Source organism: Streptomyces sp. WM6378 (assembly GCF_001279695.1).
In the GTDB taxonomy this organism is placed as follows: domain Bacteria; phylum Actinomycetota; class Actinomycetes; order Streptomycetales; family Streptomycetaceae; genus Streptomyces.
In genome coordinates, this window is sequence record NZ_LGDD01000332.1 from 21,727 (window position 1) to 40,171 (window position 18,445).

Annotated in this window: 19 protein-coding genes and 1 pseudogene; 11 read left to right on the forward strand and 9 right to left on the reverse strand. The window is 71.3% G+C overall.

The genetic code is table 11. The annotated features are described in order from the left end of the window. Positions 1-67: 67 nt before the first annotated feature. Positions 68-1,381 carry an alpha/beta fold hydrolase gene (locus ADK54_RS36850; RefSeq protein ID WP_053730178.1) on the reverse strand — a complete coding sequence of 438 codons (1,314 nt, stop codon included), beginning with the start codon at positions 1,379-1,381 and terminating at the stop codon, positions 68-70. 209 nt (positions 1,382-1,590) lie between these two features. On the opposite strand from ADK54_RS36850, the gene thpR reads away from it, so the two are divergent. Then, a complete protein-coding gene (thpR, locus tag ADK54_RS36855; RefSeq protein ID WP_053730179.1) occupies positions 1,591-2,175 on the forward strand; it encodes an RNA 2',3'-cyclic phosphodiesterase in 585 nt (194 codons plus the stop codon). Between the two features lie 68 nt (positions 2,176-2,243). On the opposite strand, the gene ADK54_RS36860 is transcribed toward thpR, so the two are convergent. Then, positions 2,244-3,218 (reverse strand): serine hydrolase domain-containing protein, encoded by a 975-nt coding sequence (locus ADK54_RS36860; RefSeq protein WP_053730180.1) that lies wholly within the window; start codon positions 3,216-3,218, stop codon positions 2,244-2,246. Between the two features lie 136 nt (positions 3,219-3,354). Here ADK54_RS36860 and ADK54_RS36865 point away from each other — a divergent pair, with 136 nt between their 5' ends. Further along, entirely contained in the window at positions 3,355-3,981 is a 627-nt protein-coding gene (locus ADK54_RS36865) for an ATP-binding protein (protein ID WP_053730181.1), read from the forward strand. 118 nt (positions 3,982-4,099) lie between these two features. Further along, complete coding sequence (locus ADK54_RS36870) at positions 4,100-4,612, forward strand: GNAT family N-acetyltransferase (protein WP_053730182.1); 513 nt, start codon at positions 4,100-4,102, stop codon at positions 4,610-4,612. A 30-nt stretch (positions 4,613-4,642) separates the two neighbouring features. Here ADK54_RS36870 and ADK54_RS36875 read toward each other — a convergent pair whose 3' ends face one another. Further along, the gene (locus tag ADK54_RS36875; RefSeq protein WP_053730183.1) at positions 4,643-5,656 is read right to left on the reverse strand and encodes a helix-turn-helix transcriptional regulator; all 1,014 of its coding nucleotides are present in this window, start codon (positions 5,654-5,656) and stop codon (positions 4,643-4,645) included. A 216-nt stretch (positions 5,657-5,872) separates the two neighbouring features. Between ADK54_RS36875 and ADK54_RS36880 the strand changes: the two genes are divergently transcribed. Next, positions 5,873-6,640: a G1 family glutamic endopeptidase gene (locus ADK54_RS36880; protein WP_053730184.1), complete on the forward strand. Its 768-nt coding sequence runs from the start codon at positions 5,873-5,875 to the stop codon at positions 6,638-6,640. A gap of 52 nt (positions 6,641-6,692) precedes the next feature. Here ADK54_RS36880 and xylA read toward each other — a convergent pair whose 3' ends face one another. Continuing rightward, on the reverse strand, positions 6,693-7,862 hold the full coding sequence (gene xylA, locus ADK54_RS36885; protein WP_053730185.1) for a xylose isomerase: 1,170 nt from the start codon (positions 7,860-7,862) through the stop codon (positions 6,693-6,695). 188 nt (positions 7,863-8,050) lie between these two features. On the opposite strand from xylA, the gene xylB reads away from it, so the two are divergent. From xylB to ADK54_RS36910, 5 genes are all read left to right on the forward strand, one after another. After that, on the forward strand, positions 8,051-9,532 hold the full coding sequence (gene xylB, locus ADK54_RS36890; RefSeq protein ID WP_053730186.1) for a xylulokinase: 1,482 nt from the start codon (positions 8,051-8,053) through the stop codon (positions 9,530-9,532). A 138-nt stretch (positions 9,533-9,670) separates the two neighbouring features. Next, on the forward strand, positions 9,671-10,336 hold the full coding sequence (locus tag ADK54_RS36895; RefSeq protein WP_053730187.1) for a GntR family transcriptional regulator: 666 nt from the start codon (positions 9,671-9,673) through the stop codon (positions 10,334-10,336). Then, positions 10,333-11,244, forward strand: a complete 912-nt coding sequence (locus tag ADK54_RS36900; protein WP_053730188.1) for a dihydrodipicolinate synthase family protein — start codon at positions 10,333-10,335, stop codon at positions 11,242-11,244. Before ADK54_RS36895 ends, ADK54_RS36900 begins: the two co-directional genes overlap by 4 nt. Continuing rightward, on the forward strand, positions 11,241-12,962 hold the full coding sequence (gene araD, locus ADK54_RS36905) for an L-arabinonate dehydratase (protein ID WP_053730197.1): 1,722 nt from the start codon (positions 11,241-11,243) through the stop codon (positions 12,960-12,962). The genes ADK54_RS36900 and araD overlap by 4 nt, the downstream gene beginning before the upstream one ends. Positions 12,963-13,182: 220 nt before the next feature. After that, positions 13,183-13,569 (forward strand): STAS domain-containing protein, encoded by a 387-nt coding sequence (locus ADK54_RS36910; protein WP_053730189.1) that lies wholly within the window; start codon positions 13,183-13,185, stop codon positions 13,567-13,569. Between the two features lie 10 nt (positions 13,570-13,579). Here the strand turns inward: ADK54_RS36910 and ADK54_RS36915 are convergent, their stop codons facing one another. Further along, the gene (locus tag ADK54_RS36915) at positions 13,580-14,671 is read right to left on the reverse strand and encodes a M20 family metallopeptidase (RefSeq protein ID WP_053730190.1); all 1,092 of its coding nucleotides are present in this window, start codon (positions 14,669-14,671) and stop codon (positions 13,580-13,582) included. A gap of 195 nt (positions 14,672-14,866) precedes the next feature. On the opposite strand from ADK54_RS36915, the gene ADK54_RS36920 reads away from it, so the two are divergent. Next, complete coding sequence (locus ADK54_RS36920) at positions 14,867-15,241, forward strand: hypothetical protein (protein WP_053730191.1); 375 nt, start codon at positions 14,867-14,869, stop codon at positions 15,239-15,241. A 15-nt stretch (positions 15,242-15,256) separates the two neighbouring features. Here the strand turns inward: ADK54_RS36920 and ADK54_RS36925 are convergent, their stop codons facing one another. Then, on the reverse strand, positions 15,257-16,387 hold the full coding sequence (locus ADK54_RS36925) for an AI-2E family transporter (RefSeq protein WP_078966919.1): 1,131 nt from the start codon (positions 16,385-16,387) through the stop codon (positions 15,257-15,259). Between the two features lie 205 nt (positions 16,388-16,592). On the opposite strand from ADK54_RS36925, the pseudogene ADK54_RS44225 reads away from it, so the two are divergent. After that, positions 16,593-16,787 (forward strand): annotated as a pseudogene (locus ADK54_RS44225) (NADH-quinone oxidoreductase subunit D); the annotation flags it as partial. Positions 16,788-16,974: 187 nt separating this feature from the next. Here ADK54_RS44225 and ADK54_RS36935 read toward each other — a convergent pair. The 3 genes from ADK54_RS36935 to ADK54_RS48995 form a co-directional block, all read right to left on the reverse strand. After that, positions 16,975-17,157 (reverse strand): DUF6381 family protein, encoded by a 183-nt coding sequence (locus tag ADK54_RS36935; RefSeq protein WP_053730198.1) that lies wholly within the window; start codon positions 17,155-17,157, stop codon positions 16,975-16,977. Between the two features lie 151 nt (positions 17,158-17,308). Further along, the gene (locus ADK54_RS36940) at positions 17,309-18,181 is read right to left on the reverse strand and encodes a class II glutamine amidotransferase (RefSeq protein ID WP_053730194.1); all 873 of its coding nucleotides are present in this window, start codon (positions 18,179-18,181) and stop codon (positions 17,309-17,311) included. A gap of 89 nt (positions 18,182-18,270) precedes the next feature. Beyond that, a complete protein-coding gene (locus ADK54_RS48995) occupies positions 18,271-18,441 on the reverse strand; it encodes a VOC family protein (RefSeq protein WP_420717466.1) in 171 nt (56 codons plus the stop codon). Positions 18,442-18,445: the final 4 nt, after the last annotated feature.

The window sequence follows — 18,445 nt, forward strand, 5'->3', positions numbered from 1 at the left end:
GGGTCGGCTCCGCGCGGCCACGAACTACGGGACCCTGCCTCCCTGTTGGACCCGGGGCATGGTTCCCCTACGCCCGGTCCCGAGCCATGCCGATCAGGCGGTCCAGAACCTTCCCGTCGCTGACCCGCAGGCCGTCGTGCTCCCACTCGTTGGTCACCCAGGTCCGCAGGCCGCGTACCGCATCGGCCGTCGCCAGTGAGTCGGCGGTGTCGACGTACATGTCGTCGTGGTAGACGGCTGCGAACACCGGGACCTGATTGGCCGCCAGGACGTCAGGGGCGTACAGGTCGGGCCAGTCCGTGCGGTTGGCCAGCAGGTCCGCGGTTTCTCGCAGGGGGCGCAGCGCCGGGTCGGACTCGAACATCCAGGGGTAGATCATCTCCCCGGTGAACAGCACGGGGGCGCCGTCCGTCAGTGCCTGCGCGGCGTCGAACTCGGGGAACTCCGAGCGGACCCGCTCGGCGGCCCAGCCGGTCGGCCCGGGGTCCACCGAGCGCTGGCCGTAGATGGATTCGTGCAGTACGGCGTAGAGCGGGCTGTCGGCGAAGGACAGCTTCGACTGGACGCCCGCCAGGAACGTGTCGGACAGCTCGGGCCCGGAGGTTCCCTGGACCCAGGCGTCCTCAAGGAGGTAGTGCAGGAGGTGGGAGCCGTTGCCGGTACCGAGCAGCAGGCCGAGCGCCTGGAAGGCCCGTACGGTCAGCCGCCCGCCGTCGGGCAGCTCGGCGGGTGCGGCGAGGAGGTGCTCGGCGACCCGGCGTACGGCCTCGACGTCCTCGGGGTAGCGCGCGTAGTGGGCGGCGTTCTTGCGGGCGACGCGCGGGTAGGCCGCCCGGTACACATCCGCCGCGCTGCTGCGCAGGCCCGCCAGACCACCGGTGACCAGCGCCTCGCGCAGCCCCTCGGGAGCCTGCGACAGGTAGGTGAGGGTGCAGAAGCCGCCGAAGCTCTGGCCGAGCAGGCTCCACCGGCCCTGGTCCCCGAGCAGCTGACGGCGAATCAGTTCCGCGTCGCGGACGATCGAGTCGGCGCGGAAGTGGGAGAGGTACTCGGCCTGCGCCTCGGCGCTGCCGCGCAGGGGCAGGGTCTGTCGGGTGGCGGGGGTCGAGCGTCCCGTGCCTCGCTGGTCCAGGAGCAGGACCCGATAGTCCTCCAGTGCCCGGTCCAGCCAGCTGTCCCGGCCCACCGGCCGGGCGGCCCGCCCGCCGGGACCGCCCTGGAGGTAGAGCAGCCACGGGAGTTCGGCACGTTCCTTGGCGGCCGCGACCACCTCACGGGCGTACACCTCGATCTGCTCGCCCTGCGGCGCTTCGTGGTCCAGCGGCACCTGGAAGAGACGGTCGGTCAGGACGACGCCCGGCTGTCGGATCACGACGGACATGGGACTCCTCTGTGTGTGACGGGTGCGGCGGGGGTGTGCGCCTCGGAACGACGGGTGTGCACAGGGGGCTGTGCTGTCCCGGACATGGCCGCCACCTTGCCACATGGTCCGGCTCGGCCCACCGGTGGACGAAGGCGGGCGGGCTTCCTGACGCGTGCGGGGCAGGGGCCTGCGAACGTTCCGGCGGCCCGTGGTGTACGAAGTGCTACGTGAACGAACCGATTCAGCCCGCGACCGTCCGCGTGTTCATAGCGCTCGCCCCGCCCGACGACGCGAAGGAAGAGCTGGCGCGAGCGCTGCGACCCGCCTACGACGCGTACCCGCGCCTGCGGTGGAACCGCATCGAGGACTGGCACATCACCCTGGCCTTCCTCGGCGAGCTCCCGGTCGAAACCGCCCCGCTCCTGCGGCAGCCGCTCGCGGATCTCGCGGCAGCGCGCCGGCCGCTGCGACTGGCGCTGCGCGGCGGCGGGCACTTCGACGCGCGGGTGCTGTGGAGCGGGATCGAGGGGGACCTCGACGGGCTGCACCAGCTCACGGCCGATGTCCGCGGCGTGGTCAAGGAGTGCGGCATCGTCTTCGAGGACCGGCCGCTACGGCCCCATCTGACGCTGGCCCGGGCCCGCCGCGACGACCCCTCCAGCGTCGTGACCGTAGCCTCCGACCTCGCCGCCTTCACCGGCCGTGAGTGGGAGGCCGAGCGCCTGCACCTGGTGGCGAGCAACATCGGACGCGGCCCGGGTCCCATCCACTACCGCGACATCGAGGCGTGGCACTTCAGCGGCGGCCGGTGAACGGCGAAGGGCGTCTGCCCCTGGACTGAGACGGCGGCGCACGGTGGACTGCTTCTCACCACCGATCCTCACGCCGCGAAGGCGTCGACCGCCTCGGCGATGTCGTCCCCGGTCAGGGGTTGCTGCATGTCGCTGAGCAGGCGCGCCAAGGCGGGCAGGGCAGTCTCCTGGCCGGCGAGGGCCACGCTCGCGTAGTCCCGGTCCGGGATCAGGACCATGGCAGCCCGGTAGCCCGGGAGCCGGCCGTTGAGATACATCTGGCCCGACGGGCCCAGCGCCCATCCGAGCCCGTAGGACATGGGGTCGTCGGGCCGGGTGCGCGGACGGCTGACCTCCTCCAGGAGAGCCCGGTCGGCGAGCAGGCGCTCGCCGACGGCCAGGAGCTCCGACACCGAGGACCACAGGCCGCCACTGGGCCGACGGGTGCGGGGATAGCCGAGCGACGGGAGTTCGGTCGTGCCGCTCCACCCGGTGACGGACGCGGCCGGGGTCTCGAAGTCCGTCCGTGCGAAGCCCCAGGGGGCGAGGAGGCTCGCCCGCAACGCGCTCTCGTACGTCGTGCCGTTCAGCGTGGCGAGGACCGAGCCGGCCAGGAAGTAATTGCCGTTGTAGTACGACCACCGGCGCCCGGGCTGCCGCTCGTTCCCGGCGCGGACCACGAGCCGGGCGGCCTCCAGGAGCGCGCCGTCCCCGTCGCCCAGCGCCGCCACCGTCGCCCCGTCCACCGATTCACGCAGGCCGGAGACCTGACCCAGGATCTGTTCCACGGTGATGCTCCTGTCGGCCCGCCAGTCCGGCGCGAGGCCGGGGAGCAGTTCGACGACAGGGGTGTCCAGTGGCACGCCCTCGTCCCGCAGTGTGCGGAGCAGCGCCGCAGAGGTGAAGACCTTCGTCAGTGACGCGATACGGAAACAGGATTCCGCCGTCACGGTGTCCGGCCCGAGGGCGGCCGTCGTCCGTGCGCCTCCCGTCGACGAACCCGCCGCCACGGCCGGAACGTCGCGAAGCCCTGTCTGTTCTGCCATCAGCTTCTGAAGATTCACGGTGCTCATGGTATGAGCGGGGCTCGGGACCGGGGGAGGTGGTGGCACAGGTTGAGGAGAGCGCGCATGGGGCGGGAACCACGGCGATCCTTCCGGTCGACGCGTCGCCCTCCCCCGTGCTTGGCATACTTCACCGATGGACAGACCGACGCCGTCCTGGCGCAACACGACGCACGACTGGGCCCGCACCGTGGACGCCGACCACCTCTCGTGCGTCCGGGGCGACTCAGCCACGTTCGCTCCCGGCGGCCTGCGGCACCTCGTCCTTGAAGTCGTCGCTTACGCAGCCGACGAGGCGGAGTCCAGGGGTGCGGGACGGTGCGTGATCACCCTCCATGCCGATGGTTCCGTATCGGTCGCGGACAACGGGCGAGGCACCGACACCCGCTACGACGCGGACGGCCGGCCCGTCAAGAAGCCGGTCATGGCGACGAAGGACCTGCGCTTCTTCGATCACCCCGAAGCGCAGTCACTTCCCGACGGTCACCCGCGCCGGGGCATGTCCGTCGTCGCGGCGCTCAGCGAATGGCTCGTGCACACCAACCGCCGGGCGGGCGGAGCGTGGGTCCAGCGCTACGTGCACGGGGTCCCCACCACTGGCCTGACACCGACCGAGAACGACGGCACGACCGGCACGACGGTCCATTTCCACGCTCACCAACTCCTTTGCCGTACAGGTGATTTGACGGCGAGTGAGCTGACGCGGTTCGTCGCGGCGTGGCCGCACCTGACCGTCGAGGTGGGCGACCACCGGATCAGCTGACCTGGCGGCCACACCGCCCACGCGCTCCCCCTGCTCGGATCGATGCACGCCACTCGCCCTGTTCACGCTGGGGAAAGTGGTTTGCCGGCCCGGTGCCCGATGCGTACCGTCGCCGTCCATGACCCCGAATCTGCGTACTGAGCGACTGCTCCTGGAGCCCTATGTCCCTGAGGACGAAGAGGGGTTCGTCGCCCTGTTCCAGGATGCGAGCGTGTCGCAGTGGATGGGCGACGGACGGGCCACCGAGGCAGCGGACCGGTCCCTGTTCGGGCGGATCTTCACGAAGGTCTATGCCCAGCAGCTCTTCGATGTCTGGGCCGTTCGCAGGGACGGTCTGCTGATCGGGCACGCCGAGATCAAGCCGACCGATGTGGTCGGGGGCCACGAGATCATCTACGCGCTGGCCCCGACGGCGTGGGGCTCGGGCCTCGGAACGGAACTGGCCGAGGCCCTCGTCGCCTACGGGTTCGGCCCGCTCGGCCTGGCCGAGGTACACGCCACCGTGGCCGCGCCGAACACCGCATCGCTGAAGTTGCTGGCCAGGATCGGCTTCGAGCACGTCCGGGACGTGATCGAGGACGACGGCAGCACTACTCGCGTACTGACTCGCGCCCTGCCCGTCCCCAACTGAGCCTCTCCGGCCCCGCACGGTCCGCGCGGCTCACAGCAACCCCGCCCGAGCCGCCTGGATGCCTGCCTGGAAGCGGGTGCGGGCGCCCAGCATGTCCATCAGTTCGTGCACCCAGCGTTGCACCGTTCGGGGCGAGACTCCCAGGTGGCGGGCGATGCTGTCGTCGGTCAGGCCGGCCGAGAGCAGGGTCAGGAGTTCGCTTCGGCGGTCGCCGGCCGCGCGTCCGGGGTCGTCGGCGTCCGGGACGCGTGGGGCCCGGTGCCAGTACACCTCGAACATGGCCACCAGCGCGTCGAGGAGCGATGACGGCCGCACGAACAGCGCGCCTCGCAGCTCCGCGCCGTTCGACACCGGCAGCATCGCCCATCGGTCGTCCACCACGGCCAGTTTGCAGGGGAGTTCGGGCAGTACCCGGGCCTCCTCCCCCGCCTCGATGAACTCGCGGAGCTCGGCCAGTCGGCCAGGTGCGCGCACCGTGTTCGCCTCGTAGACGACTCGCATCCGAACTCCCCTGGCCAGCAAGGGCAGTTCGACCCCGGGATCGGCCCGCATGATGTGCGGGGCCTTGTCGAAGAGCAACACGTCGTGGCGGGCGCCCTCCTGCATGCTGCGCCAGCGGTCCGCGATGGCGGCACGTCCGGTCACCATCTCCACGAGGCCCGCGGCGGACGGTCGTCGCGCCCGGTGATACGTCCGCATCAGCTCGCCGATGCGGCCCCGGGTCCGGCACAACTCCTCCTCGCGGCGCAGCAGAAGGGCCTCCACGGCCACGTCCGGCGCCGCGGCCGACCACTGCGGCCGCGCCCCACGTCGGCACACCAGCCCTCGCTCGGCGAGCAACTCCAGTGTCCGCGCCACCTGTTCGTCGCGCAGGGTCAGGTCGGCGGCGATCCGTTCCGTGGTGCGACCCGGCCGGGAGAGGACGTGGAGGTAGACGCGCTCTTCCGGTTCCGGTACGCCGAGTGCCACGAGCAGACCGTCGACGGACGGGTCGGTCGCCGGTCTGGTTGAAGTCCCGTACACATAGGGGGAGTTGGGGTGCATCCTGACCGCCTCTTCCTCGGTCGCGCCCGGTCGCGCGGCGCGAGCGCCTACCGCCTGTGGACCCGCTCTGTCCACCCCCGGGGCATCATGTCATGTTCCCGCCATGGCGGGTTCCGGATCCCGCCCGCCCCTGGAGAGTTCCGGCCGCCCGCCGCCACCATGAGCCCGGCCCACCCGCCGCCTTCCCCCACTCCCTCACCCAGAGGAGACCGGCACATGGGTACCCGCATACGCCCCCCACGGCAGTTCCGCAGAACCAACCGCGCCAGATCGGCCGCTGCCGGTCTGCTCCTGGCCGCAACCGTCGTCGCCCCACTCGGCGTCGGTACGGCGACCGCGTCCGCCGCCACCTTCAGTCCGTACGACGCGCACATCAAGGACAGCGTCTGGGGCGGTTACGTCGCCCAGGGTTCGTTCACCCGCATCACCGGCTCCTGGGTCGAGCCGCACGCCACCTGCAACTCCAGCAACGACCTCTTCGCCCCTTGGGTCGGCATCGACGGCTACGGCTCACAGACGGTGGAGCAGACCGGGGTGCAGACCGACTGCTCCAGCGGCAGCCCGCAGCTCTCGGCCTGGTACGAGATGTACCCGGCCCAGCCCATCTACTGGGACGATCCCGTCTCCGAGGGCGACAGCATGACCGGCACCGTGGTCTCCGACGGCGGCGGCGACTACACCCTCACGCTGACCGACAACACCCGGGGCTGGACCGAGCACACCACCCAGAACCTCGGCGCCCAGAACGTCAGCGCCGAGGCCATCATCGAGTCCCCGACCCAGAGCTACCCGTCCTTCGACCGGCTCGACTTCTCCGGCATCAGCGTCGACGGCCAAGTCTTCGACGCCTACAACCCCGAGCCCCTGACCAGCGGCGGGTACAGCCCCGGCCCACTCCAGAACGGCGCCTTCTCCATGAGTCCGGGCGGCAACTCCCCACACGCCCCGCACCCCGCGACCCGCCCGAGCACCATCCGTTACTGATCGCGAGTTCCAGCCGGGCCGCCCACGCGGACGAAGCGTGGGGCGGCCCGGTTCAGCGGGTGCCGAGCAGGTGATCCATCGCCAGCTGGTCGAGGTGCTCGAAGGCCATGCCCCGCTCCCCCGCCTCCTCCACGTCGAAGTCCTCGAAGGCCGTACGGTCGGCGAGCAGTCCGGCGAGGCCGTCCTCGGCGGTGGGCCGGGCGAGGTCGTCCAGGCGTGCCGCGCGCAGCGCCTCGCGCACCTCGGGGTCGGCCCGGAAGGCGGCCGAACGCGCCTTCAGGATCAGGTAGTTGCGCATGTTGCCGGCCGCCGACGCCCACACCCCGGCCATGTCCTCGGTGCGCGGCGGCTTGAAGTCGAAGTGCCTCGGGCCCGTGTAGTGCGCGGATTCGAGCAGGTCCACCAGCCAGAACGCATCGCGCAGGTTGCCGGAGCCGAAGCGCAGGTCCTGGTCGTACTTGATGCCGGACTGGCCGTTCAGGTCGATGTGGAAGAGCTTGCCCGCCCACAGGGCCTGGGCGATGCCGTGCGTGAAGTTGAGCCCGGCCATCTGCTCGTGACCGGTCTCGGGGTTCACGCCGACCAGTTCCGGGCGTTCCAGTCGCTCGATGAACGCGAGCGCGTGCCCGACCGTGGGCAGCAGGATGTCGCCGCGCGGCTCGTTGGGCTTGGGCTCGACGGCGAAGCGCAGGTCGTAGCGCTGCTCGGTGACGTACTGCCCAAGGAGGTCGAAGGCTTCCTTCATCCGGTCCAGGGCGACGCGCACGTCCTTCGCGGCGCCCGATTCCGAGCCCTCGCGCCCGCCCCAGGCGACGTAGGTGTGGGCGCCCAGTTCCACGGCCAGGTCGATGTTGCGCAAGGTCTTGCGCAGGGCGTACCGGCGGATGTCGCGGTCGTTGGCGGTGAACGCGCCGTCCTTGAAGACCGGGTGCGTGAAGAGGTTCGTCGTGGCCATCGGCACGACCATGCCGGTGGCGTCGAGCGCCTGCCGGAACCGCTTGATGTGCGACTCCCGCTCGGTGTCCGGGGTGCCGAAGGGGATCAGGTCGTCGTCGTGGAAGGTCACCCCGTACGCGCCGAGGTCGGCGAGGCGCCGGACCGACTCGACCGGGTCGAGGGCCGGGCGGGTCGCGTCGCCGAACGGGTCGCGCCCCTGCCAGCCCACGGTCCAAAGACCGAAGGAGAACTTGTCCTCGGGGGTCGGGGTGAAGCGTTCCGTCATCCTCTTCGCCACCTTCACGCGGGTCCGTTCGGCGCCTGCCGAGCTATTTGTTTTGTTACCTGACAAATACTGCACGATCGCTTCGGCTTCCGTAACCCTGGGGCGTCGCCTAATTTGGTGCACCACATTTGTCACCCGCACGGCCAAATCACTCCCGCCCCCTCGAACCCCGCAAGAGAGGTGCCCGGATGCCGCACCGCCCGGTCGTCATCGGCGTGGACAGTTCCACCCAGTCCACCAAGGCCCTGTTCGCCGACGCCGTCACCGGAAGGACGCTCGCCGTCGGCCGCGCGCCGCACCACGTCGACGGCTCCGCGGGAGCCCGCGAGAGCGACCCGGAGCGGTGGTGGCAGGCGCTGCGGGAGGCCGTCGCCGCCGGCCTGAAGGAGTCGCGTGCGCCGGCGTCCGCCGTCACCGCCATCGCGGTGGCCGGGCAGCAGCACGGCCTGGTGAGCCTGGGCCGGGACCACCGGCCGCTCCGCCCTGCCCTGCTGTGGAACGACACCCGCTCCGCCCCGCAGGCCGCCGCCCTCACCGCGGCGCTCGGCGGCCCGGCCGCCTGGACCGCCCGCACCGGTTCCGTACCGGTCGCCGCGATGACCGCCGCCAAGTGGCGCTGGCTGTGCGAGTACGAACCCTCGACCATCGCTCGCTGCACGGCAGTCCGGCTGCCCCACGACTTCCTCACCGAACGACTCGCCGGGGTCGCCGTCACCGACCGCGGGGACGCCTCCGGCGCCGGCTGGTACTCCACCGCGACCGGGTCCTACGACACCGAGATCCTCCAACTCATCGACCTGGAAGCCGAGTTGCTGCCCTCCGTGGCCGCGACCGGCGGCGCCCGCGTCGGCACCCTCACCACGTCCGCCGCCGAAGCGCTCGGGCTGCCGCCCGGTGTCGTCGTGGCCGCCGGGACCGGTGACAACATGAGCGCGGCCGTCGGCCTCGGGCTCGGTGGCGCCGGGCTCCTGGACCATCCCGTGCTCAGCCTCGGGACCTCCGGCACGGTCTTCGCCGCGACCCGCACCCGGCCCGCCAACCCCGCGCTCAGCGGGTTCGCCGCCGCCGACGGCGGGTACCTCCCACTGGCCTGCACCCTGAACTGCACGCTCGCAGTCGACCGCGTCGCCACCCTGCTCGGTCTCGACCGCGACGACGCGGCACCCGGTGGTGAGGCCGTGCTCCTGCCCTACCTCGACGGCGAACGCACCCCCGATCTCCCGCACGCCGCCGGGCTGCTCACCGGCCTGCGCCACGCCACCACACCGCAGCAACTCCTCGGCGCCGCCTACGAAGGCGCCGTCGTCACGGTGCTGCGCGCGCTGGACGAGGTCCTGCGCGCCTGCGGCCTCGACCCCGACTCCCCCGCCGTCGCGGCCAGGCCATTGCGCCTCATCGGCGGCGGTGCCCAGGGCCGCACCTGGGTCGAGACGGTACGCCGCCTGTCGGGACGGCCCCTCGTCGTCCCGAGCGGCACGGAGCTGGTGGCCGTCGGCGCGGCCGCGCTCGCCGCAGCGGCCGCGTCCGGCGCCGATCCGGTCGCGATCGCCCAGGGCTGGGGAGCCGGTCGGGGTGCTGACCTCCCGCCAACAGAGCGGGACTTGGAGTCCTGGGAGCGCATCGTCTCCGTACTCGACAGCGCGGCACCCACGCTGCTCAACGGCGGCTGAGTCGAGGCTCGCGGCAGCACGAACACGCGGACACATCAAGGGAGTTGCCCGAAGCATTGACGAATCCCGAGCCCGGATCTAGCTTCATCGCGTCGCACTTCGTACGTCATATATGAGACGCGAGATCCGAGGCACCCCATGGCCTTCACGCCCACCCCCATCCCCTCCCGCACCCAGTTCGTCCTCGACGCGATCCGGCACGCCATCCTCACCGGCGCGCTCAGGCCCAGCCAGGCCCTGGTCGAGACGGAGTTGGCAGCCCAGTTCGGGGTGTCGAAGACCCCGGTGCGGGAGGCGCTCAAGACGCTGGCCGGGACCGGCCTTGTGACGATGAGCCAGTACAAGGGGGTCGCCGTCCGCCGGGTCGACGCCGACATGGCTCGCGAGGTGTACGACGTACGGCTGCTGCTCGAACCGGAGGCGGTGCGCCGCACAGTCGCCCGCAAGGCCCCGCTGGCAGCGGCCGAGGAGGCGCTGGACCGTGCCGACCGCGCGCAGGACGGGGCCGAACGGGCCCTGGCCAACCGGGAGTTCCACCGCGCGCTGTACCTTCCGTGCGGCAATCCCCTCCTTACCCGGATGCTCGACGAGGTGCGCGACCAGGCCGCCCTGGTGTCGGCCGTGGCATGGGCAGCGCAGCCGTCGTGGGAGCGGGAGGCGGCCGAGCACCGGGCGGTCCTGCGCCACGCGCTGGCCGGGGACGCGGACGGCGCGGCCCGCGCCCTGCACGACCACATCGGGTCGTTCATCCGGCGGGCGTTCCCCGAGGACGCCGGTCGGCCTTCCGACAAGGACAGCGCGTGAACACACCCGACTTCGCCGCCCAGCGGGAGGCACTCGCCGATGTCGTGGCGATCCCCGTCACCCCTTTCACCACTGACGACACCCTCGATGCCGCCGCGCACCGCGCCCTGCTGAACCGGCTGCTCACCGCCGGCATCCGCACGCTCACCCCCAATGGGAACACCGGCGAGTTCTACGCCCTGAGCCCCCAAGAGCGTGCCGCTGTCCTGGAGTTGACGTGCGAGGAGGCCGCCGGGCGATCCGCCGTGCTCGCCGGTGTCGGGCTTGACCTGCCGACCGCGATCGCCTCCGCCGAGCAGGCGCGGGCGGCCGGCTCCCAGATGGTGATGGTGCATCAGCCCGTCCACCCCTATGTCTCGCAGGACGGCTGGGTCGACTACCACCGGGCCATCGCCGACGCCGTGCCCGAGCTGGGCGTCGTCCCCTATGTAAGGAATCCGCGACTGGGCGGACAACTCCTGTCCACACTGGGCGAGTTGTGCCCGAACGTCATCGGTGTGAAGTACGCGGTCCCGGACGCGACCCGCTTCGCCGCGTTCGCCCGCGACGCGGGCTTCGAACGGTTCGTCTGGGTCGCCGGTCTCGCCGAGCCGTACGCCCCCTCCTACTTCGCGGTCGGCGCCACCGGCTTCACCTCGGGCCTCGCCAACGTCACCCCCTCCCTCTCCCTCGAACTGCTCTCCGCCCTGCGCGCCGGCGACTACGCGGCGGCGATGCAACTCTGGGAGCGGATCAGGCCCTTCGAGGAGCTGCGCGCCGCCCACCAGGCGGCCGACAACGTGGCGGTGGTGAAGGAGGCCCTCGCGACGCTCGGCCTGTGCCGCCGCGACATCCGTCCCCCGAGTAGCGAACTGCCAGAAGAACAGCGGGCGTTGGTCGCCGACCTGATCTCCGGGTGGAGGACATGACCGTACGGCCCGAGCAACTGCGCAGCCATCAGTGGTACGGGGCCGACGGGCTGCGCGCCTTCTCGCACCGGGCCCGGACCCGTCAGCTCGGCTATCTGCCCGAGGAGCACCTGGGCAAGCCCGTCATCGCGATCCTCAACACCTGGTCCGACATCAACCCCTGCCATGTACACCTGCGCGAGCGGGCGCAGGCCGTGAAGCGCGGGGTGTGGCAGGCGGGCGGCTTTCCCCTCGAATTCCCGGTCGCCACCCTGTCGGAGACTTTCCAGAAGCCGACGCCGATGCTCTACCGCAACCTCCTCGCGATGGAGACGGAGGAGCTGCTGCGCTCCTACCCCGTCGACGGCGCCGTCCTGCTCGGCGGCTGCGACAAGTCCACCCCCGCGCTGCTGATGGGGGCGGCCTCGGCCGACCTGCCGACCGTGTTCGTGCCCGCCGGACCGATGCTGCCCGGCCACTGGCGCGACGAGGTCCTCGGGTCCGGCACCGACATGTGGAAGTACTGGGACGACAAGCGGGCCGGCCTGATCGGCGACTGTGAACTCGCCGAGCTGGAAGGGGGGTTGGCACGCTCGGCCGGGCACTGCATGACGATGGGCACGGCCTCGACGCTGACGGCGGCGGCCGAGGCCCTCGGGGTCACTCTGCCGGGTGCGTCCTCGATCCCGGCGGTCGACTCCGGCCACGACCGGATGGCCGCGGCGAGCGGGCTGCGGATCGTCGAACTCGTCCACCAGGACCTGAAACCGTCGCGGATCCTGACGGCCGAGGCGTACGAGGACGCGGTGGCCACCGTGCTCGCCCTGGGCGGCTCCACCAACGCGGTCATCCATCTGATCGCGATGGCCGGGCGGTCCGGGGTGCGGCTCACGCTGGACGACTTCGACCGGATCGCCCGCACGGTGCCGGTCCTCGCCAACCTCCGACCCGGCGGCCGGTACCTGATGGAGGACTTCCACTTCGCCGGCGGGCTGCCCGGGTTCCTGTCCCGGCTCACCGACGTGCTCCACCTCGACCGGCCCACGGTCGCGCACGACACGCTGCGCGAGCAGCTCGCCGGGGCACTCGTGCACAACGACGACGTGATCCGGCCGCGTTCGAGGCCGCTGGCCGACGAGGGCGGGGTCGCGGTGCTGCGCGGCAACCTCTGCCCGGACGGCGCGGTCATCAAGCACATCGCCGCCGAACCGCGCCTGCTCAAACACACCGGGCCCGCGATGGTCTTCGACGACTACCGCACCCTTCAACGCACCATCAACGACCCGGCCTTGGCCCTCACCCCGGACCATGTCCTCGTGCTGCGCAACGCGGGCCCCAGGGGCGGCCCGGGGATGCCCGAGTACGGCATGCTGCCCATCCCCGACTACCTCCTCAAGCAGGGGGTACGCGACATGGTGCGGATCTCCGACGCCCGGATGAGCGGCACCTCGTACGGCGCTTGCGTGCTGCACATCGCACCGGAGTCGTACGTCGGCGGCCCCCTCGCGCTCGTCCGCACCGGAGACTCCATCACCCTCGACGTCGAGTCCCGCAGCCTTCAACTGAACGTGCCCGACGGCGAGTTGGAGCGGAGGTGCACCTCCTGGACGGCTCCGCCCGTACGGTACGAGCGTGGTTACGGCGCCCTGTACGGTGAGCAGATCACCCAGGCCGACACCGGGTGCGACTTCGCGTTCCTGACCGGGACGGGCAAGGTCGCGGACCCGTACGCGGGTTGAGCCGCCCCTCCGGACACCCCTCGCGCAATCTTGTCCGAAACTCGCACCATTACAGAACGTCACAGAGGTGAGTTCCTCAGATCATCGGGGCATGAGGACTACCAGGGGCTTTGCGATTCGGCTCCGCTTCGCGTCCTGCTAATGGGTCACGGAGAGTGAGATAATCCGGGTGTCGGCGCGGTATTCGGCACCTGACACACAAGAGACGGGCAGGCGCGACGTGGGCGCTGACGAACTCGCCTTCTGGCTGCGGACTCGCACCGTGGGCGGCACCATCATCATCGAACTGCACGGCGAGCTGGACATGCTGGCCCATCATGAACTCGGCCCGCGCATCCATGCGTTGGTCTGCCGAGCCGACGCCGATGTGGTCCTGGATCTGCGTGCGGTGACGTTCCTGGACGCGGGCGGCATCCGGCTGCTCCTGGCGGTACGCGAACACGTGGCTCGCCGGGGCGGTGTGCTGCGCCTGATACGCGGCACCCCTCGCATATCCCACATATTGCGGATCGTCCGCCTCGACGGCTCCTTCACCGTGCTCGACACACTTCCCCGCGCCCTGGCCGAGGGCGCCGCCACCGACGAAGGCAGACGAGCCTCCATGTGATGCCGTGCGCCTACTTGTTCCGAATTGCCTTCACCAGCCCGGCGACCAGGTTCGCCCGCCCGGCCATGGCGTCGACCACCAGATACTCGTGGTCGGCGTGGGCACCGCCACCGACCGCTCCGAGGCCGTCCAGGGTCGGCACCCCCATGGCGGCCGTGAAGTTGCCGTCGCTTCCGCCGCCGACCGCCTTGCCCACGATGCCGGGAACCAGCCGCTCGGCCACCGCGAAGAGCTCGGCCGACGCCGACTCGGGCATCGGAGGCCGGCCGACCGCGCCCTCGACCGTGATCTCCGCCCCGTCGAGATGCGGAGCGAGCGCGGCGAAGGCGGCTTCGATCCGCTCCTTCTCCTCGGCCGTCTCGACCCGTACGTCGACGACGACGGTCGCCTCGGCCGGTACGACGTTGTCGAGGGTGCCCGCCGCCGCGACGGTCGGAGTGACGGTCGTGCCGATCTCCGGGCGCCCTAGCGCCGCGATGTCCAGGACCTGGTGGGCCGCCTCGATCAGGGCGTTCACCCCGGCCGCCGGCTCAAGGCCGGCATGCGAGGCGCGGCCCGCGACGGAGACCTGGAACGTGCCGCAGCCCTTGCGGCCCGTCTTGAGGCCGCCCCCGTCGGCGGCGCCCTCGAAGACGAGCACCGCCCCGCAGGCCAGGGCCCGCTCCTCGATGAGCGCGCGGGAGGAGCGCGAGCCGACCTCTTCGTCCGCGGTCACCAGGATCTCGACACCGGAGCGGTCCTCAAGCGCCGCCAGACCGTGAATGGCCTGCACCAGACCGCCCAGCATGTCGAAGACCCCGGGGCCCGTCGCATGCCCGTCCTCGACCTTGAAGGGGCGGCGGGCCAGGGTGCCGAGCGGGAACACCGTGTCGTGGTGGCCGAGGATCAGCACCCTGGGTTCGCCGCCGCCCGACCAGTGCACATGCGGCCCGGCCTCGCTCCCCACGAGGACGGCGTGCCCGCCGAGGCGGCTCTCGATGACGGCGGCGACCGTCTTGGCCGATGCCGCCAGGGCGTCGAGGTCTCGCGACGGGGACTCGACCTCGACCAGCGTCCTGAGGTCCTCGATCATCGCGTCAACGCTCACCGTGTGCATCGTCATGCCGCCAGGGTAATGGGAGCCTGAGCAGCCCCCTTCGCCGGAGCGCTCGCCGCTTTCGCCGCCGCCGGCTCCCCCGACGGCGACGCCCCGGCCCAGTGACGGACGTACTCCAAAGGGACATGCCGAGATCGCCGCTCTCTGGGTACCCGCTCCTACAGAACCCACAGCGACGACCGGCATGCAGAGGTGAGTGATGTGACCGCACCCGAAGACGGGTTCACACCCGAGAACTGGGCCGCGCGCGACAGCGGTACGCCGCTGATCGGCGTCCGGCCCCGCGCCGACGTCGACCTGGCGCTCAAGTACCTGACGGCGCGGTCCGAGGCGCCCGCGCAGTTCGCCCTCGGCGCGGCCGCCGCCTACCGCTGGGCCATGGGCCGCGCCGCCCGCGCACCGGTCACGGGCACGGACGCCCGCCGCGTACCGGATCTGCGCCTGCTGACCGCCGAGGTGGACGCGGCGGTCGTCCAGTTGGAGGACCCCACCACCGAGGCGGGCGTCCGGGACTTCACGCGCGGCGTGCACGACGCCCTGGCGTGGGTGTGCGGATACAGCGACGGCCGGATCTGAGCCTGCTCCGACGATTCAGGACGCGTCGGTCCGGGAGAAGACGTGCTCGTCCAGGATCAGGCCGATGGCGACGGCGGCCGGGATCGCGACCAGGGCTCCGACGATGCCGAGCAGCGCGCCGCCGAGCAGCACGCCGACGACCGTCACCAGGGGATGGACATCGACGGCGAACCTCATCACGCGCGGCACGATCAGATAGTCCTCGGCGACCCGGAACGCGACGTAGAAACCCGCTGTCGCGAGCGCCACGGGCAGCGACACCGACAGCGCCACCAGGCTGACGACGAGGCCGCCGATCGTGGTGCCGACGATGGGGATGAGGTCCATCAGCGCGATGAAGACGCCGAGCGCGGCGGGGTAGGGCACGTCGGTGACCACGCACCAGATGAACGTGGCGAGCCCCGCGATCACCGAGGTCACCACGTTGCCGAGCATGTAGCGGCCCACCCGGTTCAGGATCTCGTCGGTGACGGCCCGGGCGTGCGGGCGTTTGCGGGCCGCGACGAAGCGCAGGCAGAACGCCTTCAAGGACGGCAGGAACGCCATCACGTACACCGTCACGACCATGACGACGACGGCCGAGGTCACCGCCCCGACCACCAGCCGGCCGGCGCCGAGCAGGCCGCCCGCCAACCCCGCCGCCCCGCCGTTGGAGAACTGCGCCTTGACCTTGGCGATGACGTGGTAGCGGTCCTCGAACCTGCCGAGCGCCGAGTCGTGGTCCTTGAGTTGCTTCAGCCAGTCGGGCACCGCCTTGACCAGCGCGTTGACCTCGTCGGTGACCGGGGGCACGACCAGCGCGAGGAACCCGGCGAAGAACGCGATCAGCACGATCAGGACCAGCAGGACGGCCCAGCCGCGGCGCACCCGGTGCCGGGTGAGCCAGGCGACGACGGGCTCCAGGGCGAGCGCGAGGAACATGGACAGGAGCAACAGGGTCAGCAGACTGCCGACTTCGAGGACGGTCTGTACGGTCAGCCACGCCAGCGTCGCGCCCAGGCCGACGGCGAAGCCGATGGCGAACCAGGACCTGCCGCCGACCACGATCCTCGTCCGCCGCGCTCGCCGGGTCCGCGACGCGGGCCCCACGGAGGACGTCTCGGCCGGCTCGTGGCCCCCGCCCGCGTCAGACCCGGCGGACGTCATCGCGGCCCCCCTGTCCGCCCGCTGCGGGTGAGGCGCAGGCCGGCGATGACTGCATCTGCCAGTACCTCTCTTCGAGGCCGGGGCGGCGTGCGGGTACGCCGCCACACGGAGCGGCCGCCCCACGCGACACGACAGCGGCGGCTGCCGGAGCGGCCTCTTCCAGCTCCGACCCTAGCCAGGTATCCCGTCGGTGGCCTTGCATGCGGCGCTCGTACCGCTCTTCCAGGCGGGCATGTGCGGCTTCGCGCTCACCGGCGACCTCTTCAACGCCTTCGTCTTCTTCGAGCTGATGAGCGTTGTTGCGTACGCCCTGACCGGCTACCGCGCCGAGGAGGCAAAGGCCGTCCAGGGCGCGCTCACCTTCGGGGTGATCAACTCCCCCGGCGCGTACGCCACTTTGACGCCGGGGCGCTGGCCGCCGGTCTGCCCCCGGGTCTGGCCGACGCGGTGGGCACGGCCCTGCTCGGCGACCTCGCACTGCCGGGCGTCGTGACCGGGTGAGCAGCAGTGAACTCCTTTACAGTGATGTGTAGTTGGGTGCGCGGCGGCCCCTCGTGGTGAACGAGGGGCCGCCGCGCGAGCTCGGCTCACATGGGGTCAATGCCGCTGCTGTCGGCCGACGTCTTGCTCTGCTCCTGAAGACGGCGGGCCTTCTCCTTCAGCCGCTCGCGCTCCGCCGGGTCGGACGCACGCTCGGCGGCCTGCTCCAGTTGCTCCGCCTTCTGGCGCATCTGCTGGGCACGGGCACCGAACTCGTCTGCAACGCTCATGATCACTCCTACTGCTCGGGGGGTGCAGATGTCTCCAGACAAACAGCGCCCTGAGCCCCACGCATCCCGAACGGTCACACACAGTCACCGCGTGGGGTACTGAACCCAAGCGGGCCAAGCCGTCCAGGACTCCGCGTCGTGTCGGCTTCGCTCACCCGCCCGCTTTCTGCGAGTGGGCCGCCCGGGCGGAGAGGTCGTCGAGCCTGAGAGCGTTGGCCGGTGGGTCCGGCAGGACGATCCGCCGCCGCGTGCTGCCGTCGGGCGTGACGTGGAGCAGCTCGCCCGGCTCCATCAGCCGCCACTCGGGATGCTCGTCCATGCACTCACTGGCGATGACGACCGCCGGGGTGTCGGCGAGATCCCCGGAATGGACCCGCATCCGGCCCGCGCTGCCGCTGTGGTCCAGGTGCCGGGCCCCGTGCAAGCCGCCCGCCTCGCGCTCCAGTACGTACAGCTCGTGCGTGGCCGGGTAGCGCAGGGCCCACAGTTCGTCCGGGGTGGTCAGGATGAAGTTCAGGGAGTAGACGGGGAGTTGGGCTGCCACCCAGCGCGTGGCATGTTCGATGCCGGTGCCGATGTCGCCCCGCGCGGCGCGGATCTCGCGGGTGATCAGCGCGAAGATCCGCTCGGAGTCCGTGTCTCCGGTGACCAGGGACAGATCCGGGCCAAGGCGGGCCTCCAGGGCTTGCAGGTCTTCGACGACACCGTTGTGCGCGAACAGCCGCCCGTCCTGCTGGAACGGGTGGGTGTTGGGGGCGGTGAGGCCGCCGGTCGAGGCGAGCCGGATGTGGGCGAGGAAGGTGGCCGAGCAGATCTGCCTGGCCTGTTGGGCGAATTCACGGTCCTCGTACGCGGCGTCCGGGGCCTTGCGGACCTGAGGCGTGCCGTCGGGGTCGAAGTACCCGAGGCCCGTACCGTCCGGGTCGCGATGGCTCTGCGCCGTGAGGCTGTCGGGGGCGTCGAGCAGCCAGAAGGTGGCCCGGCTGCGGCGCGGGGCACTGCTCAGTCCGAACAGACGGCACATCGACGCCACCTCCACGCTCGGCACCGGACCCGGCCCCCGCCCGGGCATGGTGCCCCCGCTTCAGGGTGAACGCAACGCGGGGCACGGACCTATTTCGTGCCGTTCAGGGTGAAGGTGGCGCCGTCGGGGTCTTTGAGGCGGACCCAGGTGCCGGTGGCGGAGATGCCGTCGGCGAGGAGGGTGGCGCCGTTGGCGCGGGCCTTCTCCGCGTGGCCGTGGGGGTCCTCGACGGCGAAGTGGGTGTGCCAGTGCGGGCGCAGGCTG

Excerpts from the sequence above, each read along its gene's own strand:
- ADK54_RS36850 (WP_053730178.1), bottom strand. The coding sequence starts at position 1,381 with ATGTCCGTCGTGATCCGACAGCCGGGCGTCGTCCTGACCGACCGTCTC.
- ADK54_RS36865 (WP_053730181.1), top strand. The coding sequence starts at position 3,355 with ATGGACAGACCGACGCCGTCCTGGCGCAACACGACGCACGACTGGGCC.
- ADK54_RS36870 (WP_053730182.1), top strand. The coding sequence starts at position 4,100 with ATGACCCCGAATCTGCGTACTGAGCGACTGCTCCTGGAGCCCTATGTC.
- ADK54_RS36875 (WP_053730183.1), bottom strand. The coding sequence starts at position 5,656 with ATGCACCCCAACTCCCCCTATGTGTACGGGACTTCAACCAGACCGGCG.
- ADK54_RS36880 (WP_053730184.1), top strand. The coding sequence starts at position 5,873 with ATGGGTACCCGCATACGCCCCCCACGGCAGTTCCGCAGAACCAACCGC.
- xylA (WP_053730185.1), bottom strand. The coding sequence starts at position 7,862 with ATGACGGAACGCTTCACCCCGACCCCCGAGGACAAGTTCTCCTTCGGT.
- xylB (WP_053730186.1), top strand. The coding sequence starts at position 8,051 with ATGCCGCACCGCCCGGTCGTCATCGGCGTGGACAGTTCCACCCAGTCC.
- ADK54_RS36895 (WP_053730187.1), top strand. The coding sequence starts at position 9,671 with ATGGCCTTCACGCCCACCCCCATCCCCTCCCGCACCCAGTTCGTCCTC.
- araD (WP_053730197.1), top strand. The coding sequence starts at position 11,241 with ATGACCGTACGGCCCGAGCAACTGCGCAGCCATCAGTGGTACGGGGCC.
- ADK54_RS36915 (WP_053730190.1), bottom strand. The coding sequence starts at position 14,671 with ATGACGATGCACACGGTGAGCGTTGACGCGATGATCGAGGACCTCAGG.
- ADK54_RS36925 (WP_078966919.1), bottom strand. The coding sequence starts at position 16,387 with ATGACGTCCGCCGGGTCTGACGCGGGCGGGGGCCACGAGCCGGCCGAG.
- ADK54_RS36935 (WP_053730198.1), bottom strand. The coding sequence starts at position 17,157 with ATGAGCGTTGCAGACGAGTTCGGTGCCCGTGCCCAGCAGATGCGCCAG.
- ADK54_RS36940 (WP_053730194.1), bottom strand. The coding sequence starts at position 18,181 with ATGTGCCGTCTGTTCGGACTGAGCAGTGCCCCGCGCCGCAGCCGGGCC.